We start from the raw sequence: 14,767 nt of genomic DNA on the forward strand, positions 1-14,767 counted from the left end.
GGCCGCACAGGGCCGCCTGCCCTGCGCGGCCGGGCCCGGGACACCCCGGGCCTCAGCCCTTGCGCAGTCCGCGGAAGAACTGCCGAAGGTCGCCGACCAGCAGGTCCGGGGCGTCGTGGGCCGCCCAGTGGCTGCCGCGGTCGAACTCGTTCCAGGAGACGACGTTCGCGTGGTCGCGTTCGGCGAACGTGCGGACCGGTCGGAAGTCGTAGGCGAAGCTCGCCAGCGCGGTCGGGGCGGTCGTCGGCTCGGCAGGGTGCTCGGTGTGCCGGTCCTCGTAGTAGAGCTGTGCCGAGGAGCCGCCGGTGTTGGTGAACCAGTAAATCGTGGCGATGGTCAACAGGGTGTCCGGCTCCACGGACGTGCCGAGCAGCTGGCCGATCCACGCGAGTTGGCCGGCCGGGGAGTCGGCGAGCGCGTGCGCGAGGTTCTGCGGCTTGGTCGCCTGGAGTTCGGCGAACGCGGACATCTCGGCGTTGAAGGACTGCAGGAACTGGAGCATCCCGAGCTCCTGCTCGCTCAGCCCGTCGAATTCCCCGGGCGCGCCTACCGGGAAGGAGAAGAGCTGGTTGACGTGGACGCCGATGACGTCGTCCGGGTTCTGCCGGCCCTGCTCGGGGGCGACGTACGCGCCCGCGTCGTTGCCGTGTACGCCGTAGCGCTCGTAGTCGAGCCGTCGCATCAGCTCGGCCCAGGCGGCGGCGATGCGGTGGCGGTTCCAGCCCGCCTCGCGGGTCGGGCCCGAGAAGCCGAATCCGGGCAGGTCGGGGATGACGACGTGGAAGGCGTCGGCGGGGTCGGCCGGATTGGTCAGGGCGTCCACCAGGCCGACGTACTCGACGAACGTGTTGGGCCAGCCGTGGGTGAGGATCAGCGGCGTCGCGTCCTCGTGCGGGGACCGGACGTGCACGAAGTGGATGTTCTGCCCGTCGATCTCGGTGACGAAGTGCGGGTACTCGTTGAGCCTCGCCTCGTGTTCGCGCCAGTCGTACGTGGTGCGCCAGCGCTCGACGAGGTCCTTGACGTAGGACAGCGGGACACCGCGCTCCCAGCCGGGCTGCACCGGACCGGTCGGCGCGGCGTCGGGGTCGCTCGGGAGCTCGTGGGTCCAGCGGGTGCGGGCCAGGCGGTCGCGGAGATCGTCGAGGTCGGCTTGCGGGATGTCGATCTGGAAACGCTTGATCTCGGTCATGCGGCCAGCGTCGCGCAGCCTCTGGCCTGCATCAACGCGGAAATGCACAACGATCGTCCCGTTCCGCGCAACGATCTGTCGGCGGCCGGCCGCCGCGTCACGCCGGGGTCGGCGACGGGTCCCCGAGCCACTCCGCCGGCGCGGCGCGACCCGCGTGGTCCGCGAACGCCTCCGCGAGATGCTCGTGCGGACCCGGCGCCCAGACCGTGCGGATGGGCATCGGCGGCAGCCCGGTCAGCGGGGTGAGCACGACGCCCGGACGGTCGTGCACCTCCAGGAGCGACGCGAACGTCAGGTGCGCCAGCTCGCCGTCGGCGACGAGGCGAAGGACGTCCTCGACATACGGTGCGGGCATCCGCCGCAGGGTCAGCGGCTGACCCGCGGGTGTCGCGCCCGGCGTCCAGGACCCGCCCAACCACGGCGGCAGCTCGGGGTAGATCACCGGATGTCCGCCTGCCGCAAGGTCGTCGATGTCGACCGAGTCCTTGCCCGCGAGCGGATGCCCGGCCCCGAGCAGGACGGCGCGCTGCACACGGTGGACGACCGGGCCGATGTGGAGCGGCGGCGCGAGCGGCACGGACGCGACGGGCATCCAGGTCACGAAGGCGGCGACGGGCCATTCCTTGCCGATCCACCGGAACAGGTCGGGCGTCGGCAGGCTGGAGGCGACGACCCGGCAGTCGGGGTAGCGGCTCTCGAACGTGCTGATCAGCTCGGTCCTCAGCCGCTGCGGCAGCGTGGTGGCGAAGCCGACGCGGAGGACGCCGCCGTGGCCGCCCGCCCGCCGGACGTCGTCCAGGACCCGCTCGATCTGCACATAGGCGGCGCGCAGACCTGCGTACAGTTGCGCCCCCTGCGGCGTCAGCCTGACCACGCGGCTGCTGCGTTCGAACAACTGTGCGCCCGCACGGCGCTCCACGGCGCGCACGAGAACGCTGACACGCGACGTGGACAGCCGCAGCCGCTGGGCCGCACGACCGAAATGCAGCTCCTCCGCGACACTGAGGAACGCCTCGATCTCCCGCATCTCCAACATCCGGCCACGCTACGAGGACGTGCAGATCCAGCCAAGACCCTGTGCGTGATGGTCCACGACCGACCGCGGGCATCCCTGGCGGATCAGGCCGGCGCGCCGAAGTCCTGCGTCCACCACGGGCCACCCGGGCTCGTGTTGATGCCCACGCCGAGCTCCGTGTAGCTGCACCTCAGGATGTTGGCGCGGTGACCGGGGCTGTTCATCCAGGCGTCCATCACGGCGGCGGGGGTCTGCTGACCTCGCGCGATGTTCTCGCCGTAGCTGCTCCAGTTGTACCCGGCCGCGGTGATGCGGTCGCCGGGGTCGTGCCCGTCCGGGTCGGTGTGATCGAAGAAGTTGCGCGCCGCCATGTCGTCGCTGAGGCCCTTCGCGGCCGCGTCCAGCCGGGCGTTGTCGGTCAGCGGCCCGCACCCGGCCTTGGCGCGCTCCACGTTGGTCAGCCGAAGGACCTCGGCCGCGAAGGTGCTCGCCGGTCCCGTGGCCGGAGGATTCGTATGCGGCGCGGCCGTCGTGGGAGTCCGCGTCGTGGCCGACGGACGGGCGCTGGTCGGTTGCGCGGTCGGAGTCGGCGACGCGGCGGGCGTCGCGTCGGCCGTGGACGGGGCGGAAGCCGTCGAGCTTGCGGAAGGGCTCGGTATCGGGTGCTCGGGGGCTTGTTGCGAGGCGGACGTGCCGCCGGGCGCCACGTCGAACTGCCGGGCCGCCAGGGGGTCTGCCGCCGCTCCGGACGCGCCGACCCCTGGGCGCCCGCCGCCGGCTCGGGGAGAGCCGCCGGAGACGATGCCGCCGACCGCGACCGCCGCACCGACGACGGCCAGGACCGCGCCGACGACCCAGACCCGGGACCACCGCCCCCGCCGCGCCCGTCGTCGGTGCCCGCCGTGCGTGCCCTGCCCGTGCCGCCCGCCGCGCGCCCTGCGCCGTCCGGGTGCCGTTCCGTTCCGGTTGCCCACGCTGTTCCAGCCCTTCGCTGAACCGTCGACCCGGAGCAGGCCGACATACAGGAGACCTGCGAGCCGAAGCGGGATAACACAAGATCGCGCACTCACCTGCCGTCGGGCCCGCGTGACGTCGGCTGTGCGCGTGACGTCGGCAGGCCGGGTGGCTCGTGCCCGACGGTGGCAGGCGAGCGTCACGCGCTGGGGAGCACGAGCGTGACGTCCATGCCGTGCTCCCGCGCGGTGCAGGCGAGTTCGCATCCGACGAACCCGCCGCCGACGATCACCACATGGCGGACCCGCGAAGTCGGCCGAGCTCGTCGACCCCTGGCCCGCCCCCGGCCGCGGCGACTAGTAGTCGACGCTGGGGTCTGCCCGGTGCGCCGGACGGACGCCTGGGTCCGCGCCACGGGCCGGTCATGGTCGTGAAATCGCGCGAAATGTCGCAAAGGTCCGCCATGCTGGTCGATCATTGAGGAGTCCCCAGCAGGGAGGGCCTGGCATGGCAGCGACACCGACGGCCGGCATCGGCATCGATGCGCACCCGACGCCCGACGAGCGAGCCGCGCGCGGTCGCGCCGCGCGCAAGGCGGTGCCGCGCTCGAGCCACGCCGAGTACCAGGCGCCGCGTGACCGGTTCGATCCGGTGGACGTGCTCGAGGAGCAGTCGGCGCGGCGCGTCCAGGAGCTCGTGCCGCTCCGGTACGGCCGGATGACCGAGTCGCCGTTCCGGTTCTACCGCGGGGCGGCGGCCATCATGGCGGGCGACCTGTCGCATACCCCGCAATCGGGGATCCGCGCCCAACTGTGCGGCGACGCGCACCTGTTGAACTTCCGGCTGCTGGGATCGCCGGAACGCCACCTGCTGTTCGACATCAACGACTTCGACGAGACGCTGCCGGGGCCGTGGGAGTGGGACGTCAAGCGGCTCAGCGCGAGCCTCGTCATCGCCGGCCGCGCCAACGGCTTCGACGACGGCGAGCGCGGCACGATCGTGCGGTCCACGGTGAAGGCGTACCGCGAGTGGATGGCGCGCTTCGCGGGCATGCCGAACCTGGACGTCTGGTACTCGCAGATCGACCTGGACCGCCTGCAGCAGCTGATGCTGCGCAAACTCGGCAAGCGCGAACGCGAGCGCGTCACCAAGGCCGCCGAGAAGGCCCGACGCCGCGACAACCTCCAGGTGTTCGAGAAGCTCACCGAGGTCGTGGACGGCCGCCGCCGCATCGCCTCCGACCCGCCGCTGCTCGAACCCGTCCGCGAACTGCTCTCCGACCACGACGCCGAGCAGCTCTCGGGCCGCATCACCGAACTGATCGCGCGGTACAGCCAGAGCATTCCGTCCGACCGGCGTGAACTGCTCGGCCAGTTCCGCGTGGTCGACATGGCCCGCAAGGTCGTCGGCGTAGGCAGCGTGGGGACGCGCTGCTGGATCGTCCTGCTCCTCGGCCGAGACGACCAGGACCCACTGTTCCTCCAGGCCAAGGAGGCCGACACCTCGGTCCTGGCGCCCTACTGCGGCGCGAGCCAGTACGACCAGCAGGGCGAACGCGTCGTCGCGGGCCAGCGGATGATGCAGGCCGCGAGCGACATCTTCCTCGGCTTCGAACGCGTGCAGGGCATCGACAACCAGCAACGCGACTTCTACGTACGCCAGTTGCGTGACTGGAAGTGGATCGCCACGCCGGAGACCATGGACCCGGGCGAACTGGCCGAGTTCGGCCAGGCCTGCGGCGCGAACCTCGCCCGCGCACACGCCCGTTCCGGGGACCGCATCGCGATCGCGGCGTACCTCGGCAGCAGCGACTCCTTCGACCGCGCGCTCGCCACGTTCGCGGAGAGCTACGCGGACCAGAACGAACGCGACCACCAGGCGCTCCTGGACGCGATCGCGAGCGGGAGGCTGCCGGCGGAGAAGGGCGTCTGAGAGGGACGATGACGACCGATCAGGAGCTCTCCATCCACGCCAGGTTGACGGCCTGGTCGTAGGCCACCCCCGGTTGGACCGGCCCTTCCGGAGGCAGCGGCGGGTCGCCCAGTGCGGGCCAGGCCTGCCGGACGTCGACGAGCAGCGTCCGGAACCCGCTGCCGTGGGCGGCGGCGTGCAGGGCATCCAACGCGGCCTGCAGCGAGTCGGCTTCGGCGGCGGCGCGCAGCGCCGGCGCCGCCATCGCCTTCCGCAGCACGTTCGGCGTGCCTGTGGGCGAGGTGATCGTGGTGCTGGGAATCCGTTCGTCGTCGAGCACCTGTCGCCACCAGAGCAGCGGATCGCCGAACGCAGCCGGCATCGGCAGCCCCTGGATCGCCTCCGCGCTAGACGCCCTCAGGGGTGAACGGTCCGCCGCGCGTCAGCCGGTCGGGGCAGCCGCCCGGGCCAGGGCGCTGCCCTCGTCCGACAGCTTTCGGATGTGCCGTACGGCGATGAGCGGCACGCTCACCCCGATGAGGTTGCACCACGCCACGGCCGCGTAGAAGCCTTCCGCGCTGCCGGCGGCGTGTGCCGCGGCAGAGCTGACCGCGACGATCAGGCCGAAGTAGACGACGTTGAGCGCGATGGCCCGGAAACCGCCGCCGGTCTCCTCCATGACGGTCAGCGAGGTGAGCACGGGGCCCTGGACGGCGAAGGTGAGCGCCACGGCTCCCAGGTAGCTGCCGGCGGCCGCGGCCACCCCGGCGTCCCCGCTGATCAGCCGCGCCACGGGGTCGTGCACCAACCACACCAGCACCGCGATCGCGACATAGGCCATGACGGTGATCTCGATGCCGCCGCGCATCGACGCACGTATGCGCGGCCAATCGCCCTTGCCCCGCTGCTGGTTGATGATGATGGCGGTGGCTGTGCCCAGGACCGTTCCCGGCAGCAGGACGACGTTCTGCACGGAGGACACGACCGTGAACCCGGCCACGGCGTTCTGCCCGTAGTTCCCGAGAACGCCGATGACCACGAGGTTGTACGCGGAGATCACGAGGAGCGACATGGCGATCGGTACGCCTATGCGGCGCAGGTCGGCAAGGACTTCGCGCCGCCAGACCAGGAGGGCCGGAGGATGCCACAGCTCGGTGCGGCGCATCTGCACCAGGCCCATGGCCAGGCCGGCGAGCCCCGCTGTCGCCTCGGCGACGGGCACCGCAGCCACCCCGATGTCGGTGCCGAGCCCGAGGCCGGCCACGAGTCCGATCCGTACGCTCGCCGTGCACACGGCCAGGAGCGTGGCATGCCGCACGTACCCGAAGCCGCGCAGGCTGGACGCGCAGAGCTCGGCGCCGATGACCAGCAGATTGGCTGCGCTGGTCCACCGCAGGAAGGAGACGAACGTGTCCTGTTGCTCGGCGTCCACATGGATGAGGCCGGTCAGCAGGGGAGCCGCGATCACGAGGAACAGGTAGAGGGCCGCGCCGATGACGAGCCAGACCTTGGCCAGGCTGGCGGCGTTCGCCATGACATCCCGGGGACGCCCGGCCCCCTTGCTGATCGCGGCGGCGACCTGATGGGAGACCGCGAAGCCCATGGTCACCGCGATGACGACGAGGCTGACCGGCTGATACAGGGAGCGAATGTAAATGGCGTCGCCCCCCATACGCCCCAGAACGGCGACGATTCCGAGCTGGACGGCGAAATTGAGGGCCTCAGCCACAAAGAGCGGAACGGCGAGGCCCGATATGGTGCGCCACACGCCCCGTCTTTCTTGCCTGGCCAGGGAAAACACGCGTACCTCCGGGAATTCGGCGCCTGGGCGTGAGCGGGGACAAGGGGTCGCGGGACGCTAGCGACATTCATCGAAGAATGTCCACAGGGGCCTGCCAGAGGGCTTCGGCCCGAACGTCTGCGAACGTGATCCGCAGCGGGCATGCTGTCCGGGTGACCGATCTGGTTGTCCGCGCCGCAGGCGCTGAGGACTTGCTGGCCGTCTTGGGCGTGCATGCCCGTCGTGATCCGGGCGGTGACGTGCCGCGGTCCGCCTCCGCGGTCGAACGGCGGACCTGGGACCGGGTGACCCGGTCCGAGGAACTGACCGTCTATCTCGCCGAGGTCGACGGCGAACCGGTGGGGACGGCGACGCTGATGGTGATGCCGAACGTGACCTATGGCTGTGCGCCGACGGCGTTCGTCGAGGCCGTGGTGGTCGCTGCGGAGCATCGGCGCCAGGGCATCGCCCGCGCGATGCTTCGGCAGCTCCTCGCGGACGCGCGATCCGCCCGTTCACGGGCGCCCGGTGTCCCGGCCGTCGCGACTGTGGTCTGACGGGACGGATCACTCTGGTGGGGACGGGTTCGCGATGAGCAACCCCGTTCCCAGTGCCGTGAGTTCGTGGACGACGCTGCGGCCGTCGCGGTGTGTCGCGATGAGGCCCGCCTCGCGCAGCACCGTGGCGTGGACCGATGCGGCGGGCGCACTGACGCCCAGCCGACGGGCGAGCCCGCTGGTGGACGCGGGGACGGCCAAGGCGCGGAGCGCGCGGGCGCGACCCGCGCCGATCAGGGTCGCGAGCGTGTCGCGGTCGCGCAGGTGTCCGCCGTCCGTGGCCATCGCCGAGTACATGAGGACGGGGGCGCCGTGCTGCGCCGACGTGAGATGGACGCTGTCACGTGCGAACGCGAAGGGCATGAGGGTGAGACCGGTTCCCGGCGCGGTGCCGGGGATCGGGCCGCAGGTGTCCGGGAGCAGGAGTCGGCCGCTTTCCCAACGGACCGAGGGGTGGAGCGTCTCCAGGACCGCACCGGGCCCCGCGCCCATGAAGACGCGCGAGCGGTGCGACAGGTCGAGGTGGAGCCGCCGCCGTATGTCGGGCCAATCGTCGGCCAGGCACGCGCGGAACAGTGCCTGAGCGGCCTGCACGAGACGCGGTATCGAGCGCGTCGTGCCGTCACGCAATTCGCCTATGAGGCCTGGCTCCCGGCCATTCGTGCCCCCGTTCCGCGAGACGTCGGCGGGGCTCGCCGCAGGGGCGCGGTCCGGCACGTCGTACATGGCGAGCGCGGCGGTGATCTCCTCAGCGCTGGCGGCGCGCAGGTAGTCCAGTTCGTCATCGATGGTCGGCTCGAAAACGCCCGGATCGGCGGCGGGCATCGGCAGCAGGAACGGCGGGAGGCGGGTCGGATCCGCGTTGATGAGCTCGACCAGCGGCATCGCCTGCGCCGGGACGTTGCGCCGGGCTGTGCGCCACCAGCGCTGGCGTAGCGGGGACCGTCGGCCGCACGGACTGTTGTGGACCCCGTGCACCAGGTGTCCGAGTGCCGAGGTCGCGAAGCGGGTGCGTGCCAGGTCGTCCGCGCCGAAGGCCAACGTCTGCACCGGATGCTCCCCCGTGATGACGATCGCGGTTGTTCCGACGCGACAGTCTGTGCCGGGCGAGGGCTCAGCGGAAGAGGCGGCACGAGGCCCGTCGGACGGTGGCGGGCACGGCCCGAACCGGTGGCGGCCCGACCCACCCGCCGCTATGTGCCTGCGGCGTTGGCGTAGCGAGCGGCGAGTTGGGCGAAGGCATTGGTCAGTTCCGGTGGGCCGATGACGTGGATGTCGGTGTCGAAGCGGCCGATGGCGGCGGCGAGGCCGGTCCACGACCAGGAGCCGAGGGTGAGGCGGCTGCGGTCGGGGCCGAGGTCTTCGACGATTCCGTCCTGCGCGAAGGGGGCCACTGCCTGGGCGGGGAGGTCGAGGACGACCTCGCCGCGGCAGGGCCAGTCGGCGGTGGAGCCGTCGGTTCCGCGGAATCGGCCGGCGAGGAACGCGCCCAGGTCCCTGCCGGGGAGATCGCGTGGGGTGAAGCGCGGGCCGGTGGGGGTGCGGGGGCGTATGCGGTCCACACGGAAGGTGCGCCAGTCGCCCCGGTCGAGGTCCCAGGCGACCAGGTACCAGTGGCCGCGCCAGGTGACGAGGTGGTGGGGTTGGGTCCGGCGGGGTTGCCCGGCGGGGTCGACGGCGTCGGCGGCGTCGGACCCGTAGGCGAAGCGCAGCTCCTCACGGGCGTGGATGACGCGGCTCAACTCCACGAGGAGCTGCGTGCCGACCGGCGGGGTGCCACCGGTGTCGGGAGGCCGGAGGGCGGTGACCTGCAGCAGGTCGATGCGCCGGCGCAGACGGGACGGCAGGACCTGGCGAATCGTGGACAGGGCCCGTGCGGCGTCCTCACCGATCGTGGTGTCGGTGGCCGCGCTCTGCAGGGCGAGCGCCAAGGCGACGGCTTGGCCGTCGTCGAACAGCAGCGGGGGCAGTTGCGAGCCGGCGTCCAAGCGGTAGCCGCCGGCGGGCCCCTTGAACGCGCGGATCGGGTAGCCCAGTTCCCGAAGACGGTCGATGTCGCGGCGCACCGTACGCGGGGTGACGTCCAGCCGCTCGGCGAGGTCGTCACCGGACCAGTCGCGAGACGTCTGAAGCAGCGAGAGCAGCGCCAACAGGCGCGAGGACGTCTTCTGCATGCTCGCCATTCTGCTCCCAGTACAGGACACAACCTGTCCGCTACCCGTGGAACCGTGGGTCTCACGAACGCCAGAGAGGCCACAGCCCCTGGCCACGAGGTCGCCGCCCGCAGGGCTTTCGTCGCCGTGTCGCGGCGCGCCTCGCCGAACCGCAGCTGAGGAGAACGCCATGTCTGTCACGACGACCACCCACCTGAACTTCCGGGGCGATGCCCGCGCGGCGCTGGACCACTACGGGTCCGTCTTCGGCGGACGCGTCACCGCCGTCACGTACAAGGACATGGGCAACGTGCAGAACGCGAACGAGGCGGACTGGGTGGTGTGGGGTGAGGTGGTCGGCGACAACGGCTTCCACGTCATGGCCTACGACGTGCCCTCCCAGCTGCCCTGGGGGCAGGGCAGCAACCCGTTCTTCGTCTCTGTGCGCGGTGACGACGCCGACGAGATCAGCGCACTGTGGCAGAAGCTCGCCGAGGGGTCGACGGTGGTGCAGCCGCTGGAACCGTCGCAGTGGGCACCGCTGTACGGCATGCTCACCGACCGCTTCGGCGTGACCTGGGTCCTGGACGTGGCAGCCCCGTACAACGGCTGACCCACACCCGTTCAGGAACGCACGCTCGGCCGGGGCCGCCGCGCGGCGGCCCCGGCGGGCGGGCGGCCCGCGCGGTGGCGAGGCCGGCGAGGAGGCCCAGGGGGCCCAAAGGACGACGAAGGGCAGCATGACGCCGTTGGGGTCACCTCGAGTTCCACAAAATGCGGGCGGGGCGGCGGTCGGCGGTCCAGTAGCCCTTGGCGAAGACGTGGTCGGGCCGGACGCCCGCGCCGTGCACGAGTTCGCGGAGCGCCCGCGCCGCGTGGGCCTCGGTGAGGAGGTAGACCTGTTCGAAGCGGCCCTCCCGGAACTCCTCGGCGACCGCGGCGAGAAGCCCCTGCGGGTCGCCGGCCGGGGCGCCGTCGCGCTCGAGCCAGCGCACCCGGCCCGCCGCGATCGGGACCCGGTCGGCGGGAGACTCGGTCTCGACGACGACGGCGGCCTCCTGACCGTCCGGCAGCGCCTCGGTCAGGGCCGCGATCGCCGGCAGGGAGGCTTCGTCGCCGACGAACAGATGGCCGTCGGCCAGCCGGAGCTGCAGCTTCCCCTTGGGGCCGACGAACTCCACGGGGGAACCCGTTTCGGCGCTCGCCGCCCAGGTGGTGCCCGGCCCGCCGGCGGCGTGCAGGACCGCGTCGATGTCCCACTCGCCGACCTTCGGGCGGGCCTGCCGGATGGTGTAGTGCCGCTTGACGCGCCTCCCGCGGGCGTCGGCTAGCAGCACCTCGACGTCCTGGGCCGGCAGGGGAGTGAGGCCTATGAGAGTCGGGCCGCCCAGGGTGAGTCTGACCGTGCGGGGGGTGAGGTGGCGCCGGGCCAGCACCGTACAGCGGTGGGTTGTCTTCATGGGGCTTCCCTCTGGTGTCCGGGGGCGGCGGGGCATGCCTGTGGCGGCCCGCTTCAATTTCGAGGCATCGTGCCTCGGAATGAGGCTAGCAGCATTACGAGGCATCGTGTCTTGATAATCTGGCCGCATGTCACGCACCGCCCACGGACAGCCCGCGCCCGGACGCCCCCGCAGCGAATCGGCGCGGATCGCCGTCCTCCACGCCGTCGACGACATGCTCGTCGAGCAGGGGTACGCGGCGATGACCATGAAAGGCATCGCCGAACGCGCCGGAGTCGGGCGCCAGACCGTCTACCGGTGGTGGTCCACCAAGGCGGAGATCCTGCTGGAGGCGAGCACGTCCGACGCCGCCCACGAGTTGGACGTCGAGCCGCGGGCTCGTCCCGCCGACGACCTCCTGGCCTTCCTCGAAGCGCTGACCACCTTCCTCACCACCTCGCCGGCCGGCCTCGCCTACCGGGCACTGCTGGGCGAAGCGCAGCACGACACCGCGGTACGCGAACTCGTCCGCGCCGCCGACCTCATCGGCACGGCCACCTCGGCCGTCCTCGCGCGCGTACGCCCCCACGCCGCCGCCATGCCCGCTCCGCCACTGGCCGCCGCCCAACTCGCCGGCCCTGTCGTCGCGGTCATCCTGGAAACCGGGGTCCCCCTAACACCGGCCCAACTCGCCGATCACACAAGGCTTCTCCTCGGCGCGTGGACAGCAGGCCCGCAGCGCTGAGCCGCCTCGCGCAACCCGAGACGGTTGGCCACCCACGGAGCAACAGGTGGGGAAATCCAAGGCTGTGGCGATATTTCGTGCCGGTCCGGCGGCTGGGTGCGTGCGACGTTTCGTGGTCGCGCCCCGGCGGTTCAGGCCGCGAGTGTGTCGAGCCAGCCTGTCAGCAGACGGTTGACCTCCTCGGGGCTTTCCTGCTGGACCCAGTGACCGCAGTTCTCCAGGAGGTGCGAGGCGGTCAGGCCGGGGAGGGTGGTGGGGAAGGCGTCTATGGCGTCGGACATCCAGGTGGTGGAGGCGTCGAGGGCGCCGCCGATGAACAGGGACGGCTGCGTGATCGGCGCTCCGCGCAGGGGTGCGAGGTCTTCCCAGTCGCGGTCCATGCTGCGGTAGCGGTTGAGGGCGCCGGTCAGACCCGTGCGCTCGAACTCTCCGGCGTAGACGTCGAGGTCTTCCTCGGTCAGCCAGGCCGGGAGGGTGCCGGCGGGAAATCGGTCACGCAGCCGTCCGCCGCGGGCGACGAAGTGCGGGTCGGGCTCGCCCTCGGCGGGCATGGTGTCGGCGGACAGGGCGGCGTAGAAGCCCGCGAGCCAACCCCGGACGTCGGGCTCGATCTCCGTCTCGGCGCGGCCGGGCTCCTGGAAGTAGGAGACGTAGAACTCCTGCTCGGGTCCGCCGATCCGACCGAAGATGTCGCTGGGGCGGGGGCCGCCGGGTGGCGCATAGGGGACGCTCAGCAGGGCGACGGCCTGGAAGACTTCGGGATGGAGCAGGGCGGAGGTGGCGGCGATGTTGGAGCCCCAGTCATGGCCGACGACCACCGCGCTCTCCTCGCCGAGGGCGTGCACGAGGGCGACGTTGTCCTCCACCAGGTCCAGCATCCCGTAGGCGTCGGTTGCCGCGGGCTTGGATGAGCGGCCGTAGCCGCGCACGTCGAGCGCCACAGCCCGGTAGCCGGCCGCGGCAAGGGCCGGGAGCTGGCGCCGCCAGGAGTACCAGGACTCGGGAAAACCGTGAACGAGCAGGACCAGCGGACCGGAGCCCTGCTCGACCGCGTGCAGGCGCCCGGCGGGGGCGTCGACGATGAGGTGGCGGAGCGGAGCGGACGGCTCGGACTGCATGGGGTCTCCTCGGTCAACCGGCGGACGCGGGCACCCATGGATCATGCGCGGCGGTGACCGGCCGACGCGACCCGCGTTGCCGGAATGGCAAACTTGCAGGACAGAACGCTGGAAGGACACGTCCGGAAGGAGCCGGGGCCGGTGACAGACGACGACATGGCCGACACGCTCGCGGCGATGGGCCCCCGGCTGCGGGCCGCGCGCGAACGCCGCGGCGCCACGCTCACCGCAGTCAGCTGCGCAACCGGCATCTCCCCGAGCACGCTGTCGCGGATCGAGACCGGCCGCCGCAAGCCCACCCTGGAAGCGGTGTTGCAGTTGGCGAAGGAGTACGGCGTCTCCCTGGACGAGCTGGCCGGCGCCGCCCCCGCCTCCGAGCCGAGCACCTCCACGACCCGGCGTGTCGGCGACGGCAAGGCGGTGCTGCCGCTGACCCGGTATGTCGGGGGCCTGCACGCCCACAAACACGTCCTGCCCACCGTCCAGGACCCGCCCGCGCGGCCCCGGCAGGTCGCCCACAACGGCTGGGAATGGCTGTGCGTCCTGTACGGGCGGCTATGGCTCGCACTCGGCGACCAGGACCTCATCCTGAGAGCCGGCGACGTCGCCGAGTTCGACACCCGCAGCCCCCACGGGGTCGCGAACGCCGGCCCCGGCGGCCCCGTCGAGTACCTGATCATGTTCGGGCCACAGGGAGAACGCCTGCGACCGCGCACCCCGCCCGCCCCCGGCCTCGACCCCGTGGCCCAGTAGCAGCAGCACCGCTTTCCTTGCCGGGTCTACCGTTGTCGCTCCGCCGGAAGAGCCCCTACCGGTATTGCGTGGGACCGTGACGTAACCATCAAGTGTCTTATTTCGCCTGCGAGTTCGCAGGCACTCCTGTGAAAACCACCAGTACGGCCGACGAACGGCAGCGTACTGGCTCGCCGCCCGGGTCGACGACGGTCGGGACGCCGAGCTCACGCAGGGCTTCCTGGCCGCGCGCGTTGCCGCGAACGGCGACCTGACCGGGGACGTCCTTCCCGAACTGCCGCCGCAGATCGCAGCGGTCGTCCGGCCGCTGGCTGAGGCGGCCCGCGGCGGCGCCGCACGACCCGAGGACGCGTCCGACGCCGCCGAGCCGAACACCGACGCGCGAGCCGGGCTCCCCGAGATCCTCGTCACCCGGCCCTGGACCCTCAAACGCCCGCGTTCCCGCTCCGCCGCCCTCCCCGACCTCACCGCCGTCGACATCGCGTCACCGTGGCGAATCTCGGCGATGCTGCCACCGTCGCGGTCAGGCCGCCGCAGTGAGGCGAGTGCGGAGGTGGGTGCGACCGGTGGTGATCAGTCGCTCGACGTCGTCTGCCTCGGACCAGGCGGCGTAGGGGTGGGCGGCTGCGGCGAGTTCGGCGTACAGGACCAGTGTTCCGGTCCTACGGGCCAGTTTGTGGCAGGCCCATTTGACGGAGGTTTCCGTGGCGGCGGCGTCGAGCTCGCCCTGGGCGTCGGTGATCTTGTCGGTGATGAAGTCGCGGTTGGGGGCGAGGCCCGGGTCGGACGCGAGGCGGGCGGCCGGCGTGGCGGCGGCTTGTGGGTTTCCGGCCAGGCGCAGGATGCGGGCCTCGAGGGCGTTCATGGCGACGACGGGGGACCAGACGTTGTAGTTCGGCAGGCCGTCGCGGCCGATCGGTGTCGTGACCGCCGACGTCACCGAGCCCAGGACGCCCAGCGCTTCGTCGTCGCGGTCAAGGGCCCACAGGTATAGCGAGAGGTCGAGGGTTTCGTAGAGCTCGGTCATGCGTGTGTGCGACCACCGCTTGGCCAGTGAGGTCTTGAAGCGTGCGAGGTGGCGGTTGGGTTCCCCGTCGGGCTGGGCGTCGGGTGGGACGGGCGCGGTGGGCTTGGGCACGAGCGGGATCCT

16 protein-coding genes are annotated in these 14,767 nt (G+C 71.7%); 5 read left to right on the plus strand and 11 right to left on the minus strand.

Features of this window, described 5'->3' with window-relative positions:
• Positions 1 to 52 precede the first annotated feature (52 nt).
• The 4 genes from QI554_RS34675 to QI554_RS34690 form a co-directional block, all read right to left on the minus strand.
• Positions 53 to 1,192, minus strand: a complete 1,140-nt coding sequence (locus QI554_RS34675; RefSeq protein WP_281475951.1) for an epoxide hydrolase family protein — start codon at positions 1,190 to 1,192, stop codon at positions 53 to 55.
• 97 nt (positions 1,193 to 1,289) lie between these two features.
• A complete protein-coding gene (locus QI554_RS34680; protein ID WP_281475953.1) occupies positions 1,290 to 2,228 on the minus strand; it encodes a LysR family transcriptional regulator in 939 nt (312 codons plus the stop codon).
• Positions 2,229 to 2,311: 83 nt separating this feature from the next.
• A complete protein-coding gene (locus QI554_RS34685) occupies positions 2,312 to 3,181 on the minus strand; it encodes a CAP domain-containing protein (protein ID WP_281475955.1) in 870 nt (289 codons plus the stop codon).
• Between the two features lie 179 nt (positions 3,182 to 3,360).
• The gene (locus QI554_RS34690) at positions 3,361 to 3,639 is read right to left on the minus strand and encodes an FAD-dependent oxidoreductase (protein ID WP_281475957.1); all 279 of its coding nucleotides are present in this window, start codon (positions 3,637 to 3,639) and stop codon (positions 3,361 to 3,363) included.
• Between the two features lie 29 nt (positions 3,640 to 3,668).
• On the opposite strand from QI554_RS34690, the gene QI554_RS34695 reads away from it, so the two are divergent.
• The gene (locus QI554_RS34695) at positions 3,669 to 5,093 is read left to right on the plus strand and encodes a DUF2252 domain-containing protein (protein ID WP_281475959.1); all 1,425 of its coding nucleotides are present in this window, start codon (positions 3,669 to 3,671) and stop codon (positions 5,091 to 5,093) included.
• 19 nt (positions 5,094 to 5,112) lie between these two features.
• Here the strand turns inward: QI554_RS34695 and QI554_RS34700 are convergent, their stop codons facing one another.
• Complete coding sequence (locus QI554_RS34700) at positions 5,113 to 5,454, minus strand: hypothetical protein (protein ID WP_281475961.1); 342 nt, start codon at positions 5,452 to 5,454, stop codon at positions 5,113 to 5,115.
• A 60-nt stretch (positions 5,455 to 5,514) separates the two neighbouring features.
• Positions 5,515 to 6,840, minus strand: a complete 1,326-nt coding sequence (locus QI554_RS34705) for an MATE family efflux transporter (protein ID WP_281475963.1) — start codon at positions 6,838 to 6,840, stop codon at positions 5,515 to 5,517.
• Between the two features lie 185 nt (positions 6,841 to 7,025).
• Between QI554_RS34705 and QI554_RS34710 the strand changes: the two genes are divergently transcribed.
• Positions 7,026 to 7,409 carry a GNAT family N-acetyltransferase gene (locus QI554_RS34710; RefSeq protein ID WP_281475965.1) on the plus strand — a complete coding sequence of 128 codons (384 nt, stop codon included), beginning with the start codon at positions 7,026 to 7,028 and terminating at the stop codon, positions 7,407 to 7,409.
• Positions 7,410 to 7,418: 9 nt separating this feature from the next.
• On the opposite strand, the gene QI554_RS34715 is transcribed toward QI554_RS34710, so the two are convergent.
• Both QI554_RS34715 and QI554_RS34720 read right to left on the minus strand, forming a co-directional pair.
• A complete protein-coding gene (locus QI554_RS34715) occupies positions 7,419 to 8,459 on the minus strand; it encodes an ArsR/SmtB family transcription factor (protein WP_281475967.1) in 1,041 nt (346 codons plus the stop codon).
• A gap of 143 nt (positions 8,460 to 8,602) precedes the next feature.
• Positions 8,603 to 9,583, minus strand: a complete 981-nt coding sequence (locus QI554_RS34720) for a helix-turn-helix transcriptional regulator (RefSeq protein ID WP_281475969.1) — start codon at positions 9,581 to 9,583, stop codon at positions 8,603 to 8,605.
• Positions 9,584 to 9,752: 169 nt separating this feature from the next.
• On the opposite strand from QI554_RS34720, the gene QI554_RS34725 reads away from it, so the two are divergent.
• Positions 9,753 to 10,175, plus strand: a complete 423-nt coding sequence (locus tag QI554_RS34725) for a VOC family protein (RefSeq protein ID WP_281475970.1) — start codon at positions 9,753 to 9,755, stop codon at positions 10,173 to 10,175.
• A 142-nt stretch (positions 10,176 to 10,317) separates the two neighbouring features.
• Here QI554_RS34725 and QI554_RS34730 read toward each other — a convergent pair whose 3' ends face one another.
• Positions 10,318 to 11,022 (minus strand): siderophore-interacting protein, encoded by a 705-nt coding sequence (locus tag QI554_RS34730; RefSeq protein ID WP_281475972.1) that lies wholly within the window; start codon positions 11,020 to 11,022, stop codon positions 10,318 to 10,320.
• Positions 11,023 to 11,149: 127 nt separating this feature from the next.
• On the opposite strand from QI554_RS34730, the gene QI554_RS34735 reads away from it, so the two are divergent.
• Entirely contained in the window at positions 11,150 to 11,746 is a 597-nt protein-coding gene (locus tag QI554_RS34735) for a TetR/AcrR family transcriptional regulator (protein WP_281475974.1), read from the plus strand.
• 131 nt (positions 11,747 to 11,877) lie between these two features.
• Here the strand turns inward: QI554_RS34735 and QI554_RS34740 are convergent, their stop codons facing one another.
• A complete protein-coding gene (locus tag QI554_RS34740) occupies positions 11,878 to 12,864 on the minus strand; it encodes an alpha/beta fold hydrolase (RefSeq protein WP_281475976.1) in 987 nt (328 codons plus the stop codon).
• Positions 12,865 to 13,020: 156 nt separating this feature from the next.
• On the opposite strand from QI554_RS34740, the gene QI554_RS34745 reads away from it, so the two are divergent.
• Positions 13,021 to 13,617 (plus strand): helix-turn-helix domain-containing protein, encoded by a 597-nt coding sequence (locus QI554_RS34745; protein WP_425528110.1) that lies wholly within the window; start codon positions 13,021 to 13,023, stop codon positions 13,615 to 13,617.
• 523 nt (positions 13,618 to 14,140) lie between these two features.
• On the opposite strand, the gene QI554_RS34750 is transcribed toward QI554_RS34745, so the two are convergent.
• Positions 14,141 to 14,755, minus strand: coding sequence for a hypothetical protein (locus QI554_RS34750; RefSeq protein ID WP_281475980.1), 615 nt, complete (start codon positions 14,753 to 14,755; stop codon positions 14,141 to 14,143).
• Positions 14,756 to 14,767: the final 12 nt, after the last annotated feature.

This window comes from Yinghuangia seranimata, from assembly GCF_029953285.1.
Classification (GTDB): domain Bacteria; phylum Actinomycetota; class Actinomycetes; order Streptomycetales; family Streptomycetaceae; genus Yinghuangia; species Yinghuangia seranimata.

Bases quoted from the DNA above. Each gene is read 5' to 3' on its own strand.
- QI554_RS34730 (WP_281475972.1), bottom strand. From the start codon at position 11,022: ATGAAGACAACCCACCGCTGTACGGTGCTGGCCCGGCGCCACCTCACC.
- QI554_RS34680 (WP_281475953.1), bottom strand. From the start codon at position 2,228: ATGTTGGAGATGCGGGAGATCGAGGCGTTCCTCAGTGTCGCGGAGGAG.
- QI554_RS34740 (WP_281475976.1), bottom strand. From the start codon at position 12,864: ATGCAGTCCGAGCCGTCCGCTCCGCTCCGCCACCTCATCGTCGACGCC.
- QI554_RS34725 (WP_281475970.1), top strand. From the start codon at position 9,753: ATGTCTGTCACGACGACCACCCACCTGAACTTCCGGGGCGATGCCCGC.
- QI554_RS34700 (WP_281475961.1), bottom strand. From the start codon at position 5,454: ATGCCGGCTGCGTTCGGCGATCCGCTGCTCTGGTGGCGACAGGTGCTC.
- QI554_RS34735 (WP_281475974.1), top strand. From the start codon at position 11,150: ATGTCACGCACCGCCCACGGACAGCCCGCGCCCGGACGCCCCCGCAGC.
- QI554_RS34690 (WP_281475957.1), bottom strand. From the start codon at position 3,639: ATGATCGACCAGCATGGCGGACCTTTGCGACATTTCGCGCGATTTCAC.
- QI554_RS34695 (WP_281475959.1), top strand. From the start codon at position 3,669: ATGGCAGCGACACCGACGGCCGGCATCGGCATCGATGCGCACCCGACG.
- QI554_RS34720 (WP_281475969.1), bottom strand. From the start codon at position 9,583: ATGCAGAAGACGTCCTCGCGCCTGTTGGCGCTGCTCTCGCTGCTTCAG.
- QI554_RS34745 (WP_425528110.1), top strand. From the start codon at position 13,021: ATGGCCGACACGCTCGCGGCGATGGGCCCCCGGCTGCGGGCCGCGCGC.
- QI554_RS34675 (WP_281475951.1), bottom strand. From the start codon at position 1,192: ATGACCGAGATCAAGCGTTTCCAGATCGACATCCCGCAAGCCGACCTC.